This is a genomic window from Ruegeria sp. C12 (assembly GCF_056537745.1).
Map to the genome: position 1 here is coordinate 102,522 of NZ_JBQFSA010000004.1, position 17,386 is coordinate 119,907.

At 59.5% G+C, this 17,386-nt stretch carries 20 protein-coding genes; 1 reads left to right on the forward strand and 19 read right to left on the reverse strand.

From position 1 onward, the window contains the following. Position 1: 1 nt before the first annotated feature. The 17 genes from ACR0C9_RS09690 to ACR0C9_RS09770 all read right to left on the reverse strand — a co-directional run bounded on the left by ACR0C9_RS09690 (position 2) and on the right by ACR0C9_RS09770 (position 15,302). Positions 2 to 1,234 carry an ABC transporter permease subunit gene (locus ACR0C9_RS09690; RefSeq protein ID WP_170624828.1) on the reverse strand — a complete coding sequence of 411 codons (1,233 nt, stop codon included), beginning with the start codon at positions 1,232 to 1,234 and terminating at the stop codon, positions 2 to 4. A gap of 126 nt (positions 1,235 to 1,360) precedes the next feature. After that, positions 1,361 to 2,377, reverse strand: a complete 1,017-nt coding sequence (locus ACR0C9_RS09695; protein ID WP_170456105.1) for an amino acid ABC transporter substrate-binding protein — start codon at positions 2,375 to 2,377, stop codon at positions 1,361 to 1,363. A gap of 206 nt (positions 2,378 to 2,583) precedes the next feature. Further along, positions 2,584 to 3,291: an ATP12 family chaperone protein gene (locus ACR0C9_RS09700; protein WP_480780902.1), complete on the reverse strand. Its 708-nt coding sequence runs from the start codon at positions 3,289 to 3,291 to the stop codon at positions 2,584 to 2,586. Between the two features lie 3 nt (positions 3,292 to 3,294). Continuing rightward, positions 3,295 to 3,966, reverse strand: coding sequence for an HAD-IA family hydrolase (locus ACR0C9_RS09705; RefSeq protein ID WP_480780903.1), 672 nt, complete (start codon positions 3,964 to 3,966; stop codon positions 3,295 to 3,297). Then, positions 3,963 to 5,006 carry an RluA family pseudouridine synthase gene (locus tag ACR0C9_RS09710; RefSeq protein WP_480627257.1) on the reverse strand — a complete coding sequence of 348 codons (1,044 nt, stop codon included), beginning with the start codon at positions 5,004 to 5,006 and terminating at the stop codon, positions 3,963 to 3,965. Before ACR0C9_RS09710 ends, ACR0C9_RS09705 begins: the two co-directional genes overlap by 4 nt. A 117-nt stretch (positions 5,007 to 5,123) precedes the next feature. After that, the gene (locus ACR0C9_RS09715; RefSeq protein ID WP_480780904.1) at positions 5,124 to 5,930 is read right to left on the reverse strand and encodes a crotonase/enoyl-CoA hydratase family protein; all 807 of its coding nucleotides are present in this window, start codon (positions 5,928 to 5,930) and stop codon (positions 5,124 to 5,126) included. Between the two features lie 95 nt (positions 5,931 to 6,025). Further along, on the reverse strand, positions 6,026 to 7,339 hold the full coding sequence (locus ACR0C9_RS09720) for a replication-associated recombination protein A (RefSeq protein WP_480583099.1): 1,314 nt from the start codon (positions 7,337 to 7,339) through the stop codon (positions 6,026 to 6,028). Positions 7,340 to 7,343: 4 nt separating this feature from the next. Further along, positions 7,344 to 8,729, reverse strand: coding sequence for a trypsin-like peptidase domain-containing protein (locus ACR0C9_RS09725; protein WP_170456117.1), 1,386 nt, complete (start codon positions 8,727 to 8,729; stop codon positions 7,344 to 7,346). Between the two features lie 142 nt (positions 8,730 to 8,871). Further along, positions 8,872 to 9,291, reverse strand: coding sequence for a 50S ribosomal protein L17 (gene rplQ / locus ACR0C9_RS09730; protein ID WP_170334079.1), 420 nt, complete (start codon positions 9,289 to 9,291; stop codon positions 8,872 to 8,874). 181 nt (positions 9,292 to 9,472) lie between these two features. Next, positions 9,473 to 10,489: a DNA-directed RNA polymerase subunit alpha gene (locus ACR0C9_RS09735; RefSeq protein WP_170377644.1), complete on the reverse strand. Its 1,017-nt coding sequence runs from the start codon at positions 10,487 to 10,489 to the stop codon at positions 9,473 to 9,475. 115 nt (positions 10,490 to 10,604) lie between these two features. Further along, positions 10,605 to 10,994 carry a 30S ribosomal protein S11 gene (gene rpsK / locus ACR0C9_RS09740; RefSeq protein ID WP_008757289.1) on the reverse strand — a complete coding sequence of 130 codons (390 nt, stop codon included), beginning with the start codon at positions 10,992 to 10,994 and terminating at the stop codon, positions 10,605 to 10,607. A gap of 15 nt (positions 10,995 to 11,009) precedes the next feature. Then, entirely contained in the window at positions 11,010 to 11,378 is a 369-nt protein-coding gene (rpsM, locus tag ACR0C9_RS09745) for a 30S ribosomal protein S13 (RefSeq protein ID WP_170456119.1), read from the reverse strand. Between the two features lie 224 nt (positions 11,379 to 11,602). Continuing rightward, entirely contained in the window at positions 11,603 to 12,169 is a 567-nt protein-coding gene (locus ACR0C9_RS09750) for a DUF4760 domain-containing protein (RefSeq protein WP_480780905.1), read from the reverse strand. 122 nt (positions 12,170 to 12,291) lie between these two features. After that, the gene (locus tag ACR0C9_RS09755; protein ID WP_480780906.1) at positions 12,292 to 12,939 is read right to left on the reverse strand and encodes an adenylate kinase; all 648 of its coding nucleotides are present in this window, start codon (positions 12,937 to 12,939) and stop codon (positions 12,292 to 12,294) included. Then, positions 12,936 to 14,300, reverse strand: coding sequence for a preprotein translocase subunit SecY (secY, locus tag ACR0C9_RS09760; protein WP_170456125.1), 1,365 nt, complete (start codon positions 14,298 to 14,300; stop codon positions 12,936 to 12,938). Before secY ends, ACR0C9_RS09755 begins: the two co-directional genes overlap by 4 nt. Positions 14,301 to 14,409: 109 nt before the next feature. After that, on the reverse strand, positions 14,410 to 14,883 hold the full coding sequence (gene rplO, locus ACR0C9_RS09765) for a 50S ribosomal protein L15 (RefSeq protein WP_170456127.1): 474 nt from the start codon (positions 14,881 to 14,883) through the stop codon (positions 14,410 to 14,412). Between the two features lie 203 nt (positions 14,884 to 15,086). Further along, positions 15,087 to 15,302 carry a DUF1127 domain-containing protein gene (locus ACR0C9_RS09770; protein WP_170456129.1) on the reverse strand — a complete coding sequence of 72 codons (216 nt, stop codon included), beginning with the start codon at positions 15,300 to 15,302 and terminating at the stop codon, positions 15,087 to 15,089. Between the two features lie 267 nt (positions 15,303 to 15,569). Here ACR0C9_RS09770 and ACR0C9_RS09775 point away from each other — a divergent pair, with 267 nt between their 5' ends. Further along, entirely contained in the window at positions 15,570 to 16,514 is a 945-nt protein-coding gene (locus ACR0C9_RS09775) for a homocysteine S-methyltransferase family protein (RefSeq protein WP_480780907.1), read from the forward strand. 78 nt (positions 16,515 to 16,592) lie between these two features. On the opposite strand, the gene rpmD is transcribed toward ACR0C9_RS09775, so the two are convergent. Beyond that, the gene (gene rpmD / locus ACR0C9_RS09780; protein WP_170456133.1) at positions 16,593 to 16,781 is read right to left on the reverse strand and encodes a 50S ribosomal protein L30; all 189 of its coding nucleotides are present in this window, start codon (positions 16,779 to 16,781) and stop codon (positions 16,593 to 16,595) included. Positions 16,782 to 16,794: 13 nt separating this feature from the next. Continuing rightward, positions 16,795 to 17,358 carry a 30S ribosomal protein S5 gene (gene rpsE, locus ACR0C9_RS09785; RefSeq protein WP_170356677.1) on the reverse strand — a complete coding sequence of 188 codons (564 nt, stop codon included), beginning with the start codon at positions 17,356 to 17,358 and terminating at the stop codon, positions 16,795 to 16,797. Positions 17,359 to 17,386 lie beyond the last annotated feature (28 nt).

Below are 17,386 nucleotides of genomic sequence, written 5' to 3' on the forward strand. Positions count from 1 at the left end.
CTCAGCGCTCCTTCAACTTGACGGATGCGTTGTAGATGTTCATCACCATCGAGATCGTCAGCGAGGCCGTCAGATAGAACAGCATCAGCAGCAGAACACATTCGATCGCGCGACCGGTCTGGTTCAGCGTGATTCCACCCAAGGTCGCGGTGATATCTGCATACCCCACGGCAATGGCCAGCGACGAGTTCTTGGTGATGTTGAGGTACTGCGAAATCAGCGGCGGGATGATCACCCGCAACGCCTGAGGCAGAACCACCAGGTTCATGATCCGACCCGGACGCAGGCCAAGGGCCGCAGCAGCCTCGGTCTGACCTTTCGAGATCGCCTGAATACCCGCCCGCACGTTTTCAGCGATAAAGGCACCAGTGTAGATCGACAGCGCGAACCACAGGGCGATCAGCGGGCCACCGACCTTGATACCACCGCTGAAGTTGAAACCCTTCAACTCGGGGATGTCCCATGTCAGGCCCATCAGAACCATCAGAACGACAAGCGGACCCAGCCAGATGGCCAGTTTGATCATGAACGTCTGGGGGCGCTCGCCAGTCTGTTCTTGTTTCAGCGTGGCGCGTTTTTCGACTTCGTGCGCAGCGAACGACGAACCCACCAGACCGGCGATTACCAGCAGCCAGTTCAGAATTGTCGCGCCAAACAGCCCGTTGGTGAATTCGGGCCGCGGGATATAGACACCCCGGTTGGTGAATGCGAACGCATCGAACAGCATGGTCGAAGACGGGTCTTCGCCCCGGAACGCCCTTGGCCCCGGCAGCACGGCCGTCATGATCGTAAAGATGATGATGATCCAGATCAGAACCGGGATGTTCCGGAAGATCTCGACATAAACCGCCATCAGTTTCGACACGAGCCAGTTGTTGGACAGTCGCAGAACCCCCGCGATCACACCAAACACCGTGGCAGTGATACAGGCCAGGAACGCGACCAGAAGCGTATTGAGAATACCAACAATCGCCGCGCGTCCATGCGAGGATTGGCTGTCATATTCTATCAGTCGCTGGTTGATGTCATACCCGGCTGAGTCGCCAAGAAAGGTATAAGAAATATTGAGCCCTGCGGCTCGAAGATTCTGGATCAGGTTATTGCCAAGATACCAGATGGATAGCGCAATAACGATGGCCGCAATCACCTGAAAGGTCAGCGATCTGTAGCGGGTATCGTTTATGAGCATAGACAACCGAAAATCAGCTTTCGGTGGGTCAGTCATAGTCGACATGTTTTGGGATCCCCGTAGCTTGTGGACTGTTTTTACCCCGGCGAGGTTGTCCCCGCTCCGTTTCTGTCCACAGCAGTTATAGTAGAAGAGGGCGCAGGTTGCCCTGCGCCCTCTCCCGTTGATGACTTAGCGGAACGGCGGCGAGTACAGCAGGCCGCCTTCGGTCCACTGAGCGTTAAGGCCGCGTGCCAGACCGATCGGAGTTTCTTCACCGATGTTTTTGGCAAACACTTCGCCGTAGTTACCACCGGCTTTGATCGCCTTAGCAGCCCAGTCAGCGTCCAGACCCAGCATTTCGCCCAGGGTACCTTCGGTGCCCAGCAGACGGTTCACTTCCGGGTTGTCAGTGCCGCTCGACAGTTCGTCGATATTGGCCGAGGTCACCCCCAGTTCTTCAGCCGAGATTAGCGCGTTCAGGGTCCAGCGGACAACATCGCCCCACTCGTGATCGCCGTGACGGACCAACGGGCCCAGCGGCTCTTTCGAGATGATTTCGGGCAGCAGGACGTGATCACCGGGATTTTCGAACGTAGCACGTGTCGCGGCCAGGCCCGAAGCGTCGGTGGTGTAAACGTCACATGCGCCAGCCAGATACTGCTGCTGCGCTTCTGCGTTGGTTTCGATCGGAACCGGCTCGTAGCTGATGTTGTTGGCACGGAAGAAATCGGCCAGGTTCAGCTCGGTGGTGGTGCCAGTTTGGATGCAGACAGTTGCGCCGTCCAGTTCCTTGGCCGAGCTGACGCCCAGTGCCTTTGGAACCATAAAGCCCTGACCGTCATAGTAGTTCACACCGGTGAATTCGAACTTCAGGTCAACGTCACGGCTGAAGGTCCAGGTGGTGTTCCGGGCCAGCATGTCGATTTCGCCAGACGCCAGCGCGGTAAAGCGAGTCTTGCCGGTGGTCGGAACGAATTCAACAGCGTTCGCATCGCCTAGAACAGCAGCAGCTACAGCACGGCATAGCGAAACGTCAAAGCCCTGCCATTCACCATTCGCGTCGGGTGCCGCAAAGCCAACCAGACCGGTGGTCACACCACAGTTCAGAGTCCCACGCGCCTTGACGTCGTCAATGGTACCCGCCACTGCTGCGCTTGCGGCCAGACCGGCAACTGTTGCCGCGCCCAAGATTACGGATTTTTTCATTTTTACCTCTTCCTGATTTTCCGCCCTTTGAAAGGCGGCTCTGTCCGGCAAGTAAATGCCGGTAAGGTTACCCCAAAGGTGTCTCCCCTTTAGTGGGCATGAGTTTGGGCGCAATCATAAACAAACGTCAAGGGCCGGATCAGTGAAAACGATGGATCAGGCCCGCTGGTTCATGCACTTACGCCCAAAAATCAGGTTGTGACGGATCAAACTGACAGGTCGAAGAACCTCTTGGCGTGCAGAAAGGCGGCTTTCTTTACCTCACTGGCTGCATGGGCCTCGTCGTCGTGGCCCCATTGCTCGATTTGCCAGTCCTCATCCAGACGCGAAATGCGCCATATCTCGTCCGGATTGCGCCAGTTCATGGCCGCAGCAAAGCCCAGGACCAAGGACCCGGACAGGCTGACCAGATCGTGGAACGCCGCCAGCTGGAACGCATCCATGTCATGCACGCGGGCGCGCAGACGCTGCAACGCCTCTGGCGATTGCGGCTTGTGCAGGACACCCGCGACAGGGATCAACCGGGCTGACAAATGTTCAGCGGCCCAGTCCAGCGCCGGGTCCCATTCCCTGGCCTGTCGCATCTGCAGCTCTTGCGGGTGCGTGGCGCGGTAGCACAGCAGATCAGAGTCGCCGTAATCCGCCAGCATATCCGCCACTTCGCCGTGCTGAATGCGCACCTTGTCGATGGCGGCATTGGCCGAGCGGGTGAAGGGCATGGTGGCAGGGTCCACCTCTTTTTCCTGTGCCTCCCATTCGGCAGCCACGGCCTGAGCCATCGCATGTGTCGGCAGGATCAACGCCGCTTTGGCCGGGGTCTTGACCCGGCGACCGTCCAATTCGACCGTGTGGCCACCTTCGGCCTCGACCACGGTACTGTTTGTCCAGAAGCGTTTCGGTTTCCAATCGCTCATGTCTCAGGTCCAAATCGTGTCCAGCGCGCGGGGCAACTGGTCGAAGGTTTCGATCATACAGGTGGCAGAGGTCAGCGCTGATGGATCGTGATAACCCCAGGACACACCGATCCCGGCAACACCGGCAGCGGCGGCCATGTCCATGTCATAGCTGGTGTCCCCGATCATCACCGCGTTCGCCGCATCAACCCCGGTTTCCGCCAACGCGGTCTGCACCATCGAAGGATGCGGTTTTGACGGGTGATGATCGGCCACCTGCCGGGTCACAAAATAGCGCTCAAGCCCATGCGCCTCGATCAACGCGTCCAGACCGCGCTGAGATTTGCCGGTTGCGACACCCAAAAGGATTTCGGGCACCGCATGCAGGGCTTCAATCGCCGCGCGCGCACCGGGATACAGCGGCGAACTGGCGGCACCCAGGTCCAGCCGGTGGGCGTGGAAGGCTTGCTTGTAGCCCTCGACCAATTGCGCCTGCACCGCGTCGGACTGATCCGGCGCCAGCCGCGCAATGGCCTGTGGCAGGGACAGGCCGACAATCGACAGAATCGTCTCTCGGGGCGGGACAACAACCGAAGCCGTCTGAAAACTGGCAGTCATGCAATGGACGATGCTGCCCTGACTGTCGACCAGAGTGCCATCGACATCGAACAGAACCAGCCGCAGGGGTGCGCTCATTGCAGCTCCTCAAACGGGTCGTCAGCGGCAAGGTCTTCGGTCCATCCGAACGTGTCCCAGCTGTGCTTCATATGCTCAGGCAGGGGCGCTTCGATGGTGATCAGTTTGCGCGTCATCGGGTGCTGAAAAGACGCACGCCGCGCGTGCAGGTGCAGCTTTTTGCTGATGATCCCACCCAGTTGCGCGCCCCAGCCATCGCCGAGGTTTTCCTGACCCGATCCGCCGTATTTCCCATCCCCGATGATCGGATGCCCAATCGCCGCCATATGGGCACGCAATTGATGGGTCCGGCCAGTGATCGGCTCCATCGCCACCCAGGCGGCGCGACCGGCGACACGGTAAAGCGTCGCATAATGCGTATGGGCGCGTTTTGCACCCGGCGTGCTGTCGATGTCGCCCATATGCACCGGGATCATCTTCTCGCCCTCGCCCTGCTTGCCATGGCCTGCGGCCTTGACCAGACCGGTCTTGATCTCTCCCAGATAAGGCGTGGGCACACCTGCGACCAAGGCCCAATAGATCTTGCGCGTGTCGCGGTGCCGGAAGGCGGCGGTCAGCCCTTTGGCGGCCTCACGCGTCCGTGCCAGCAGCAAAACACCGGATGTGTCCTTGTCCAGGCGATGCACCAGACGCGGGTTTTCATCATAGCCAAAGCGCAACGCTTCGGACAGGCTGTCCACATGACGTGTCTGGCCGCTGCCGCCCTGAACTGGCAGGCCATGCGGTTTGTTTAACGCCAGAACATGATCGTCGCGGTAAATCACGCAGGACTGGATCATCTTCGCATCCGCGTCGGACACGCTCCGCTTGACCTCGGCTGGTTTGTGATCCGCGTCGGGTAAGGGCGGTACGCGCACGACCTGCCCCACCTCCAACCGGGTCGAGGCTTTGGCCCGGCTGCCATCCACGCGCAACTCGCCCTTGCGGCACATCTTTTCGATGCGCCCCTGGCTGACATGCGGAAACAGGCGGCGCAGCCAGCGGTCCACACGCTGGTCGCCGTCGCCGTCTGCGACCGTAATCATCTGTACGCCACTCATGCCATTGCCCCTTGCGCCGTGCGGCTGACCCGCCCGGATTGCGCTATTGCCAGTGTCCTAGAAAACATGCGCGTCTGTCGCCCGCAACGGCGCAAGAGTCAAGCAATCAGCGGCCCGTCAGATGTTCCGGAAATCTCCGTGCCGCCCGGCCCCGTCCCGGAACCGCCCCGCGCCTGCGGTGCCTTCGCGGCGGATCGCTTCCAGCCCGTTGGCCCATTCGAGCTTCAGCCCATCGCGCACAGACATCCCGCGCGTTTCGATGATCGAGCGTCGGTCAGCCCGTACCGCCTCTTGCGGGAAACGGGCGATGTCGTGGGCCATGGCCTCGGCTGCGGCCCGCGCCTCGCCATGGGGTACAACCTTCTCGGCCAGCCCGATGCGATAGCATTCCTCGGCCTCGACCTTGCGCCCGGTCAGCGCGATTTCCAGCGCTTTGCCCTGCCCGACCAGACGCGGCAGGCGGACTGTCCCGCCATCCATCAAGGTCACGCCCCAGCGGCGGCAAAAGACACCTTGATAAGCGGTTTCGGCCATCACCCTGATATCGCACCACAAGGCAAGCTCCATCCCGCCCGCCACGGCGGCCCCCTCTATCGCACCGATCACCGGTTTCGACAATTCCAGACGCGATGGCCCCATTGGCCCCAATGTCGACGGGGCTGATCCTATGGGAAAGCCGTGTCTCTCGTAATACGCTTCACCCAGTTCCGGATCGGCCAGGGTTGCGGCCATCTTCAGGTCCCACCCTGCGCAGAAATTGCCGCCTTTGCCCCAGAACACCGCCACCTTGGCGTCGCTATGCTCAAACTCCAGAAAGGCATCGGCCAAGGCCTTCGCGTGATCGGCATCCACTGCATTGCGGGCCTCGGGCCGGTCATGAATGACGGTCCAGACATCCTCGGATTTTTCGATTGATACGGGCATGACGCGTCCTCCCTTGCAGTCACTGACCCAAGGGAAACCCGAGTTGCGCCACCTGTCTCCTGTGACGCCACGGCAGCAGCGGACCTGACCCTGCGTTACCCGCTGTTTCGCTGCGACCGCAGCTTGGCAAAGTAATCCAGTCGTTTCTTCAACTCACGCTCGAACCCGCGCTCGACCGGTTGATACAGTACGGGCCGTTTCATCGTCTCGGGAAAGTAGTTCTGGCCTGAAAAACCATCTTCGGCATCATGATCATATGCATAACCTGCGCCGTAGCCCTGATCTTTCATCAGCGAGGTCGGCGCGTTCAGGATATGCTTGGGCGGCGGCTCGCTGCCCGATTGCTTGGCCAGCCGCATCGCCGCCTTGTAGCCCACATAGGCCCCGTTCGATTTCGGAGCCAGCGCCAGATAGACCAGCGCCTGCGCCAGCGCCAACTCGCCCTCGGGCGAGCCGAGCCGTTCGTAGGTTTCCCACGACTGCAAACAAATCGCCTGCGCCTGCGGGTCGGCCAGACCGATATCCTCGACCGCCATACGGGTGATGCGCCGCGCCAGATAGCGCGGGTCTTCGCCGCCGGTCAGCATCCGCGCAAACCAGTAAAGCGCCGCATCGGGGTCTGAGCCGCGCACCGATTTGTGCAGGGCCGAGATCAGGTTGTAATGCTCGTCCCCCGACTTGTCGTACTTGGCCGCGCGGCGCATCAGACGTGTCGACAGCGCATCCGGGTCCAGCGGTGCATCGACGTTCCAGGCGGCGACTTGCTCGATCAGGTTCAGCAAGGCACGCCCGTCGCCGTCGGCCATTTCCTGCAGCGCATCGCGTGCCGCCGGAGTCAGAGGTAGGGTTTTGCCCAGTTCCTTCTCGGCCCGTTGGGCAAGACGCTCCAGATCTGCAAGGCTCAGACGCTCCAGCACCAACACCTGCGACCGGCTGAGCACAGCGGCGTTCAACTCGAAGGACGGGTTCTCGGTCGTCGCCCCGACCAACAGGATGGTGCCATCCTCCATATGCGGCAGGAATCCGTCCTGCTGGGCTTTGTTGAAGCGATGGATCTCATCCACGAAAAGCAAAGTACCCTGCCCGTTCTGACGTCGGATCTTTGCCGCCTCGAACACCTTTTTCAGGTCCGGAACCCCGGTGAAAATAGCGCTGATCTGAACGAAATGCAGATCGGTTTCCTGCGCCAGAAGCCGGGCGATCGTTGTCTTGCCGACACCCGGCGGCCCCCAGAAAATCAGGCTGGACAGGCTGCCCGAGGCCAGCATGACACCCAAAGGCGCATCCGGTCCCAGCACCTGCTGCTGCCCGATCACCTCGGCCAGCGTTTGCGGGCGCAGCCGATCCGCCAAAGGGCGATGAGGGGCCGGTGCAGGCTCGGTCGCGCCGGTGTCGAACAGGTCGCTCATGGCGTTACAGCCGGAACCGCAGTGACAGGGTGCGCCCGCCGCGCTGGATCGTCATCTGCACCCGACGGCTGGGATCGGTCAGCGCTTGCACAACGTCGCGCGGGCGTTCAATGGCGGCACCGTTGATCGCGTCCAGAACATCCCCAGTGCGCAGTCCGGCGCGCGCACCATATGGCCCGGGATCAATGACCACGACCCCGGTCTGGGTCAGGCGCAGCCCCAGCTTTGTGATAACCGCCGGGTTGACCCCTGATACCTTCAATTCGGGCAGCACCGTACGGTCGTCCAGAGTGGTTTCTTCAGCGGCAGGTGTTTCAGGCGCTTTGATCAGAGCCACTTCCACATCTTCGCGATCCTCGCCGCGTAACCGGGTCAGAACCGAGGTTCCACCGACCCCGGCAACGGACATGCGGAATTTCATCTCGGCGGGAGAGTTCACCTCATCCCCGTCCACGTGCGTTACCACATCGCCGACCCTCAGACCGGCCTCGGCCAGTGGGCTAAGGTCATGCAGATCTGAAATCACCACGCCCAATGGGATGGCCAGACCCAGCGACTCGGCGATATCAGCGCTCATATGCTGGCCAGTGATCCCCGCCCAGGGGCTGACGAAACTGTCATTGCCGGCCTGCGCCTGCCGCAGAAACTCGGCCACCAGATTGGCCGGAATGGCAAAGCCGATCCCGTTGGACCCGCCCGAGCGGGTCAGGATCGAGGTATTGATCCCGATCAGATCGCCATTCACATCAATCAGCGCACCGCCCGAATTGCCCGGATTGATCGCCGCGTCGGTCTGAATGAAATACCCCCGCGCATTGCCCGTGGCGGTCCCGGTCCGCGCCAGACCCGAGATGATGCCCGACGACACCGTCTGCCCGACCCCGAACGGGTTACCGATGGCCAGCGCAAGCTCTCCCACCTCAACCTGATCCGAGTCCCGCAGGTTCAGGTAAGGCAGGTCAGACGCATCCTCTAGCCGCAGAATGGCGATGTCGCTTTCCTCATGCCCCAGAACAACCGTCGCCGAAAACTCACGCCGGTCGGTTGTCACCACGCGGATTTCGGTCGCCGAGCCCACAACATGGTAATTCGACACCACATAGCCGTTATCGGACAGGATCACGCCCGAACCCAGCGAGTTTTGCACTCGCGGCTGCGGGGTGCCAAAGCCGCCACCAAAGAAATCCTGAAAGAACGGGTCCGAGAACAACGGGTTGGTGCGCCCCTGCCGGACGATCTTGGCATAGATGTTCACAACCGCCGGGGCGGCTTGTTTGACGACCGGGGCAAAACCCAGACTGATGTCAGCCTGGGACTGCGGAACCCGTGTTTCCGCCGTGGCAAGTGATGCCGACAAAATGGAGAAAGCTAAAACTGTCGCGCGCAGCATTCCGACCTCAATCTTCAGAGACCCGTAGGATATGCGGCCACCGGGCCGGTAATGCAAGCGCGGCATCCGTGACCGCGTTCGGGAAAAAGAAAACCCCCACGTCCGGGACGCAGGGGTCTGACAGTCAGATCGTCGGATCGACTTATTCTTCTGCGGCCTCTTCGGCAGCAACGCGGGCCTTGTCGGCCGCGCCTTTGGCATCGACGTCACGATCAACGAATTCGATGATCGCCATCGGCGCCATGTCACCATAGCGGAAGCCAGCTTTCAGGATGCGGACATAACCGCCCTGACGCTCGGCGTAGCGGGGGCCCAGAACTTCGAACAGCTTGGCGACGTCTTTGTCTTCTTTCAACTGTGCTGCGGCCTGACGGCGGGCGTGCAGGTCGCCGCGCTTGCCCAGAGTGACCAGCTTTTCGATGATCGGGCGCAGTTCTTTTGCCTTGGGCAGAGTTGTTTTGATTTGCTCATGCTCGATGAGCGAGCCAGCCATGTTCGCAAACAGCGCCTTGCGGTGCTCATGAGTACGGTTCAGTCGGCGGTAACCACGTGCGTGACGCATTTTTCAGTTCCTTCTTTCGCGTTTTGCTTTGTCTGGCACCCGATGCGTGTCAGGCGCTCTCCTTGGGGCATCATTGCCCTTGTTGTCCCCGGTAGTCCGGGCATTTGTTGTTGCGTGTGCCGGGCTGAAGCCCGGCCTACGGGTTGGTCCGAAGTAGGCCGGGCTTCAGCCCGGCACCACTTCAGAACGCGTCTTCGAATTTCTTCGCCAGATCTTCGATGTTGTCGGGCGGCCAGTCCTCGACATCCATGCCAAGGTGCAGACCCATGCCGGACAGCACTTCCTTGATCTCGTTCAGCGATTTGCGGCCGAAGTTCGGGGTGCGCAGCATCTCGGCTTCGGTCTTCTGGATCAGGTCGCCGATATAGACGATGTTGTCGTTCTTCAGGCAGTTTGCCGAACGGACCGACAGTTCCAGTTCGTCCACTTTCTTCAGCAGAAGCGGATTGAACTCCAGACCGTCATCCTCGTCCTGGCGGCCGGCCGATTCCGGCTCGTCGAAGTTGACGAAGATCGACAACTGGTCCTGCAGGATGCGCGCAGCATAGGCCAGCGCGTCCTCGGGCGTGATCGACCCGTCGGTTTCGATCTTCAGGGTCAGCTTGTCATAGTCCAGAACCTGACCTTCACGGGTCGGCTGAACGTCATAGGCGACCTTCTTGACCGGAGAATAGATCGCGTCGATCGGGATCAGGCCAATGGGCGCGTCTTCGGGCTTGTTCTTCTCAGCCGAAACGTAACCCTTGCCTGTGTTGACGGTCAGTTCCATGAAGAGATCGGCGCCATCGTCCAGGTGGCAGATGACGTGGTCGCGGTTCAGAACCTCGATGCCGGCGCTTTCGCTGATGTCGCCAGCGGTGACAACGGCGGGGCCTTTGGCATTGATCGACAGGCGCTTGGGGCCTTCGACTTCCATGCGCAGCGACACGCCTTTGAGGTTCAGGATGATGTCGGTGACGTCCTCACGCACGCCCGCAACCGAGGAGAACTCGTGCAGGACGTTGTCGATCTGAACGCTGGTGATGGCCGCGCCTTGCAGCGAGCTCATCAAAACGCGGCGCAGGGCGTTGCCCAAGGTCAGACCAAAGCCACGCTCCAGCGGTTCAGCAACCAGGGTTGCCTGACGTGCAGGGTCGTTGCCCGGCTTGCCGTCCAGCTGGGTCGGCTTGATCAATTCTGCCCAATTCTTGTGGATCATGTAATCCCTCCATTCCTGTCCGCGCCCCATGACCAACAAGGTGCAGACGCCCGAGGTTCAAAATGACGTGCTGGGGCCGTGCAAAAACACTGGCCCCAGCTCAATTCAAAATCGCTTAGACGCGGCGACGCTTCGGCGGGCGGCAGCCGTTGTGAGCAATCGGTGTCACGTCGCGGATCGACGTGATGTTGAAGCCCACGGCAGCCAGCGCGCGCAGAGCCGATTCACGACCCGAACCGGGGCCCTGAACTTCGACTTCCAGCGTCTTGACGCCATGTTCCTGCGCCTTCTTGCCTGCATCTTCAGCAGCCATCTGAGCGGCGTAGGGGGTCGATTTCCGCGATCCCTTGAAGCCCATGGTACCGGCAGACGACCACGAGATGGCGTTGCCCTGTACGTCCGAGATCAGGATCTTGGTGTTGTTGAAGGTCGAGTTCACATGGGCGACGCCCGATGCGATGTTCTTCCGCTCTTTGCGCTTAACGCGAGTCTTATCACGTGCCATCAGTCAGACCCTCCCTTATTTCTTCTTACCAGCGATGGCCTTTGCGGGGCCTTTGCGGGTACGAGCGTTGGTGTGGGTGCGCTGACCGCGAACCGGCAGGTTGCGGCGGTGACGCAGACCGCGATAGCAGCCCAGGTCCATCAGGCGCTTGACGTTCATCTGAACTTCACGACGCAGATCACCTTCAACGGTGTAGTTTTCGTCGATGTATTCGCGGATTTTCAGAACTTCGGCGTCGGACAGTTCGTTGACGCGACGGGTCGCTTCAATGCCTACAGCTTCGCAGATCGCTTTGGCCGAGGTGTTGCCGATTCCGGTGATATATGTGAGGGCGATAGGTACCCGCTTGGCAGTCGGGATGTTTACGCCGGCAATACGTGCCACGTGTCACTTTCCTTTTTGTTGCGGTTCCGTAACTCCGGAACCTTTTTTCACAACACTTGATCTTGGCAGTGACGCCAGAGGATCCAGCATTATTTCGAGGTAGTAAAAGCGCGCGCGACGAATCTCGCACGCACGGGTGATTCCCAAAGGGATGTGGGTCGATATGGGCTTTTGGGCCTGACGTCAATACTCCAACCGGAGCTTTGGCCCCGGCCACTGACAATTTATAGCAAACCCTCTGCTTTCATTTCGGCTTCCCACTCCGCGGCCAGCCCTTCAAACTCACTGAACGCGCTGTTGGCAGGCACGTCTGCCCCGCTGTCCGGCGTCGGCTTCCGGATGTGGTCCACCAGGGGTTTTGCAGCCAACCAATCCCTGACAAACGTCGAGCGCATGTACTTTTTATAGTAGTCGGCGTCGAGAATCCCGGCCTTTATCCCACTGGCAATCAGCTCGTAGTGGTTGAGCATCTCAAGCACAAGGCGGCGTTGTTTCTGCAGCACAGCATTGCTGGGGCTGAACAGCGCCGACAACCCGTTTTCGTCCTGCCGCGCATCCCTGAACGCGACATACCGTTCCTGATAGTATTCCGTGGATTCCGAACGCTCGATCAGGTTCAAAGTCGCCAGCCTGCGGGCAGTTGTCTGGTTTGCCCTGATTGTGGCGCGCGCCATGAAAAAAGCGATGAGGGCCGAGGTCAAAATGGCCGCCGGCCCACCAAAATAGCGTATTAACCACTCAATCCCGGACTCAGAAGCCACGCAAACCAGTATTTGCGTGGCTTCGACCATTTCTGCAGTGCAGTTCATCGGGGATCGTTAATCCCTGTAACCTTCGCGAAAGACAAGCATACAAGCCTCCTGACATGCACGTATTACGCGTGCTTTGCTAACAAAAAGATAAGACCTTACGATTAGTTGTCAAGAACACCGGCAATTGCGCCCTGAACTTCGGCGATCTCGCCCAGCCCGTTGACCTTGGTCAACGCACCTTTGGCATAGTAGTAGCCGATCAGCGGCGAGGTCTTTTTGTAGTATTCCATCAGACGGGTCTTGAGGCTTTCCTCATTGTCGTCGGCGCGGCGCTTGAAGTCGTTTTCCTTGCCGCAGTTGGTGCATTTTCCATCTGCAGGAATCGGCTTGGTGACGTCGTTATAGACTTCACCGCATCCGCCACAGGTCGACCGGGCCGTGATGCGCTGGACCAGCGCGGTATCGTCGACTTCCATCTCGATCACCGCGTCCAGGCTGTTGCCGGTGCTGTCCAGCAATTCACCCAGCGCGTCCGACTGCGCCAGCGTGCGCGGGAAACCGTCAAAGATGAAACCACCCTCGGCGCCCTGCTCCAGCTTTTCGCGGATCAGGCCGATGACGATCTCATCGGTGACCAACTCACCCTTGGCCATGACCTCGGCCACGCGGTTGCCCATTTCGGTGCCGCTGTCCTTGGCCTCGCGCAGCATGTCGCCGGTGCTCAGCTGGACCATGCCGCGTGTTTCGACCAGGTGACGCGCCTGCGTCCCTTTACCGGCCCCCGGGGGGCCAAGAAGAATGATGTTCATCGACGAGCGGGTCCCTTCCTGCCGCGTTTCTTGCTTTTGCCGCGCAGTTGGGACTTTTCGATCAGCCCTTCGTATTGATGCGCCAGCAAATGGCTCTGAACCTGCTGGATCGTGTCCATGGTTACAGAGACGATAATCAGAACCGAGGTGCCGCCGAAGTAGAACGGGATGGCAAACTGGCCCCGAAGGATTTCAGGCAACAGACAGACCGCTGCCAGATAGGCCGAGCCCAGAACCAGCACGCGGTTGACCACGTATTCCAGATATTCGGCGGTTTTCTTGCCCGGACGGATACCGGGAACAAAGCCGTTCTGCTTTTTCAGATTGTCCGCCACATCATCCGGTTTGAACGATACGTTGAATGTGTAGAAATAGGCGAAGAACACGATCATCGAAGCAAAGAACAGCAGATACAGCGGCTGTCCGGGTCCAAAGTTGGCCAGCATCCAGGACATGATCGGACCATTGGCCGCCCCCGACGAGAAGGTCGAGATCGTCACCGGCAACAGCAGCAGCGAGCTGGCAAAGATCGCCGGGATCACACCCGCTGGGTTGACCTTGACTGGCAGGTGGCTGGATCCACCCTCGTACACTTTCATACCGGCCTGACGGCGCGGGTACTGAATGTGGATCTTGCGCAACGCGCGTTCCATGAAGACCACAAAGGTGATCACGGCGATGACCATGACGATCACACCAACGATCACTGCAGGGCTGATCGCGCCGCTGCGGCCCGAGGCAAAGAACTGCGCCAGCGCAGCCGGAACCTCGGCAATGATGCCGACGAAGATGATCAGGGAAATCCCGTTGCCGATGCCGCGCGCGGTGATCTGCTCACCCAGCCACATCAGGAACATGGTGCCGCCGACCAGAGTGATCATGGTCGAAAACCGGAAATACAGCCCCGGATCGGTCGCCAGATCGCCCGATTCCAGCGACACGGCCAGACCATAGGCCTGAACGGTGGCCAGCGCCACGGTGCCGAAACGGGTGTACTGGTTGATCTTCTTGCGCCCCTGCTCGCCCTCTTTCTTGAGCTGTTCGAGCGCGGGAACCATAGATGTCAGCAGCTGCACGATGATCGAGGCCGAGATATAAGGCATGATGCCGAGGGCAAAGATACCCATCCGACCCAGCGCCCCGCCGGTGAACATCGAAACCATGCCGCCGATGCCCTGCCCCGCCTGTTCCATGAACTCGCGCAGCGCCTGTCCGTCAATGCCCGGCACCGGAATGAAGGTGCCCAGACGATAGACGATCAGCAAACCCAGCGTGAACAGGATGCGGTTGCGCAGATCGGTGGCTTTGCCAAGGGCAGCCCAGCTTGTATTGGCTGCCATTTGTTCTGCTGCTGATACCATAAATCGGTCTCTCTTATGCAAACGCCGCCCGGAACCGTTTTCCGGCTCGGACGGCGTCTAGGAAAACTGTGAGGTCTATGTAAGCGGGTCTGGGCCCGCTCACAAGCGCTTACTCTGCCGCAGCAGCTTTTGTGACCTTAAGTGAGCCGCCCGCTTTCTCGACCGCTTCGACAGCGGCTTTCGAGGCACCGGTGACTTCCAGGTTCACCTTGGCGCTGATTTCGCCCTTGGCCAGAACGCGGATGCCGTCCAGCTTGCGACGAACCAGACCGGAAGCAACCAGCGCGTCTTCGGTGATCGCAGCTTTGGCGTCCAGCTTGCCGGCATCGACGAATTTCTGGATCAGGCCCAGGTTGATAACAGCGAATTCCTTGCGGTTCGGCTTGTTGAAGCCACGCTTGGGCAGGCGCTGGTACAGCGGCATCTGGCCGCCTTCGTAGCCGTTGATGGCCACACCCGAACGGGATTTCTGGCCTTTGATACCACGGCCACCCATTTTACCTTTGCCGGAACCCGGACCGCGGCCAACGCGGGTGCGTTTCGGTGCGGCGCCAGGATTGTCGCGCAATTCGTTCAGTTTCATTTCGCTTCTCCTTAGCCGGATGTGACCCCCGAAGCGTGATGGGCCAACCACGGCGTTTCTTGGTTTTGATTCTCGTGGACGGAAATCCACCGGAGCGCTCTACAGCGTTGTGCCTTCAGTTGCAAGGTTTGTTGTCGATTGCCGCCAAAAAGCAAAAGTGGCGCCCGAACGGCGCCTCTTTCACTGTGAGTGGTGGGGTATTTTTACGAGCAATATGCATGCTCACGCGCGATATCCGCGATATCGCAGCGACGGACGCCGATGTCGTCCAGTTCGCGGTTGCTCAGACGCTGCAGCTCGGAATAGGTGCGCTGGTATTCCGCCGCACGGGCACGGGCTGCCTTGAAGCGCTCAACCAAGGTTGCAACGCGGGCGCTGAAGTTGAATCCGGTGTTCGAAAAAGTAGCTGTGTTTGCCATATCTCATTTCCTTTCTGTATTGGGGCGTATTCCCCAATGTTCGCTTGTTTGTTCCTTACTTGGACAAGGCTCAGATAGGCGTGGCTGGTAACGCTAACAACGGAAGTTTCGGTCTAGCCGGTATGCGTTTCGGGAATGGCACGACCAAGCGCCAATTGATCGAAACCTTCTGGCCCGGCAAACCAGAATTGGCCCGATTGCTTCTCACGTTTCGAAAAAATTGGTAGTCTTGCGCAGATGTCAGCGCAGGATGCAGGGTGCGAAATCATGTCATTGGATCTTCTAACCAAGGGGGAAAAGTACTTTCTTCTATACACGGGAACCGGCACCGATCTGATATTCAACCGAGGCGTCGAGCTGCCGGGCTTTGCGTCATTTCCCCTGCTCGAGCATCCGGACACACGCGCAATTCTGGCTGACCAGATGGTCGAACTGGCGCAACTTGCGGGGGAACTGGGCCTGGGATGCATTCTGGACGCGCCCACCTGGATGGCAAACGCCGATCGCGCAGCCCCCTTGGGATATGACAAAGATCGACTGGATGCGGTCAATCGGGATGCAGTGTCCTTGATGGATGAAATCCGTCGGTCAGCCGGTCGTGACGACATTCTGGTATCCGCCTGCATCGGACCTCGTTACGATCCATATGCTGATATTCCCGCCATGCCAGAAGATGAAGCCTGCGCGTATCACACTGCTCAGCTGGCCACACTGAAAGAAACCAGCGTTGACCTCGTCACCGCCTACACGTTCAACCGTCCCTCCGAGGCGATTGGGTGCATTCTTGCAGCGCGGCGTCTGAACCTGCCTATCGTGATGTCATTGGTTGTGGAAACCGACGGTCGGCTGGCCAGCGGCCTGAGTCTTGCCGAAGCGATAGACCAAATAGATGAAGCGACAGATGCGTCAGCGCTGTTCCATATGGTCAACTGCGCTCATCCGTCCCATTTCGCGAGTGCCATGGACAATCACCCCCGGTTGAAAGGGGTCGTTGCCAATGCCTCAAGCTGCTCGCACGCCGAACTCGACGAGGCCGAGTATCTTGACGAAGGCAACCCGTGGCAACTGGGACGGGAAATTGCCCAAATCGTGAAAGAAAACCCGTCTGTGCATGTATTCGGCGGGTGCTGTGGGACAGATATGCGACACCTGCGTCGTATGGGTTCGGAAGTGAACGCTGACGTGATTTCGAGGAAGGAAACGAGACTTTAGGCTCGTCAAATCGAAACCCTCAAACGAAAAACACCCCCGAAAGTTCCGGGGGTGTTTTCACTTGAAGTTCAATCGCGCTTAGTCGCGCTCTTCGATGATCTCAACCAGATGCGGGATCTTGTTGACCATGCCGCGGACCGAAGGCGTATCCTCTAGCTCGCGTGTGCGGTGCATCTTGTTCAGGCCCAGACCGATCAGGGTTGCGCGCTGTTCGGCGGGGCGGCGGATCGGGGAACCGATCTGCTTGACGACGATGGTTTTTGCCATTGCTCGCTACTCCTTACGCTTCGGCTTCAGCCGGTGCTTCGTCCCGCTTGGGCAGGATGTCGGCAACTTTTTTACCACGACGTGCGGCAACCGAACGCGGGCTCTGCTCTTTCTGCAGGCCGTTGATGGTGGCGCGGATCATGTTGTACGGGTTCTGCGAGCCCAGCGACTTGGACACAACGTCCTTGACGCCCAGCATTTCGAACACGGCACGCATCGGACCACCGGCGATGATACCGGTACCTTCAGGCGCGGTGCGCATAACCACTTTACCGGCGCCGTGACGGCCTTCGATGTCGTGGTGCAGAGTCCGACCTTCGCGCAGTTGCACGCGGATCATCTGACGCTTGGCTTGTTCGGTCGCCTTGCGGATGGCTTCAGGTACTTCTTTCGCTTTACCCTTGCCAAAGCCGACGCGGCCTTTCTGATCGCCAACAACCACCAGAGCGGCGAAGCCAAAGCGCTTACCACCTTTTACGGTTTTCGACACACGGTTGATTGCGACCAGACGATCGGCAAATTCCGGTGCTTCTTCACGGTCGCGGCCACGGCCCCGACGGTTTTCACGTTCTGCCATTTGGCATCCCTTTTCTCATGTGGCGCTT

Bases quoted from the DNA above. Each gene is read 5' to 3' on its own strand.
- ACR0C9_RS09690 (WP_170624828.1), bottom strand. From the start codon at position 1,234: ATGTCGACTATGACTGACCCACCGAAAGCTGATTTTCGGTTGTCTATG.
- ACR0C9_RS09695 (WP_170456105.1), bottom strand. From the start codon at position 2,377: ATGAAAAAATCCGTAATCTTGGGCGCGGCAACAGTTGCCGGTCTGGCC.
- ACR0C9_RS09700 (WP_480780902.1), bottom strand. From the start codon at position 3,291: ATGAGCGATTGGAAACCGAAACGCTTCTGGACAAACAGTACCGTGGTC.
- ACR0C9_RS09705 (WP_480780903.1), bottom strand. From the start codon at position 3,966: ATGAGCGCACCCCTGCGGCTGGTTCTGTTCGATGTCGATGGCACTCTG.
- ACR0C9_RS09710 (WP_480627257.1), bottom strand. From the start codon at position 5,006: ATGAGTGGCGTACAGATGATTACGGTCGCAGACGGCGACGGCGACCAG.
- ACR0C9_RS09715 (WP_480780904.1), bottom strand. From the start codon at position 5,930: ATGCCCGTATCAATCGAAAAATCCGAGGATGTCTGGACCGTCATTCAT.
- ACR0C9_RS09720 (WP_480583099.1), bottom strand. From the start codon at position 7,339: ATGAGCGACCTGTTCGACACCGGCGCGACCGAGCCTGCACCGGCCCCT.
- ACR0C9_RS09725 (WP_170456117.1), bottom strand. From the start codon at position 8,729: ATGCTGCGCGCGACAGTTTTAGCTTTCTCCATTTTGTCGGCATCACTT.
- rplQ (WP_170334079.1), bottom strand. From the start codon at position 9,291: ATGCGTCACGCACGTGGTTACCGCCGACTGAACCGTACTCATGAGCAC.
- ACR0C9_RS09735 (WP_170377644.1), bottom strand. From the start codon at position 10,489: ATGATCCACAAGAATTGGGCAGAATTGATCAAGCCGACCCAGCTGGAC.
- rpsK (WP_008757289.1), bottom strand. From the start codon at position 10,994: ATGGCACGTGATAAGACTCGCGTTAAGCGCAAAGAGCGGAAGAACATC.
- ACR0C9_RS09750 (WP_480780905.1), bottom strand. From the start codon at position 12,169: ATGGTCGAAGCCACGCAAATACTGGTTTGCGTGGCTTCTGAGTCCGGG.
- ACR0C9_RS09755 (WP_480780906.1), bottom strand. From the start codon at position 12,939: ATGAACATCATTCTTCTTGGCCCCCCGGGGGCCGGTAAAGGGACGCAG.
- secY (WP_170456125.1), bottom strand. From the start codon at position 14,300: ATGGTATCAGCAGCAGAACAAATGGCAGCCAATACAAGCTGGGCTGCC.
- rplO (WP_170456127.1), bottom strand. From the start codon at position 14,883: ATGAAACTGAACGAATTGCGCGACAATCCTGGCGCCGCACCGAAACGC.
- ACR0C9_RS09770 (WP_170456129.1), bottom strand. From the start codon at position 15,302: ATGGCAAACACAGCTACTTTTTCGAACACCGGATTCAACTTCAGCGCC.
- ACR0C9_RS09775 (WP_480780907.1), top strand. From the start codon at position 15,570: ATGTCATTGGATCTTCTAACCAAGGGGGAAAAGTACTTTCTTCTATAC.
- rpmD (WP_170456133.1), bottom strand. From the start codon at position 16,781: ATGGCAAAAACCATCGTCGTCAAGCAGATCGGTTCCCCGATCCGCCGC.
- rpsE (WP_170356677.1), bottom strand. From the start codon at position 17,358: ATGGCAGAACGTGAAAACCGTCGGGGCCGTGGCCGCGACCGTGAAGAA.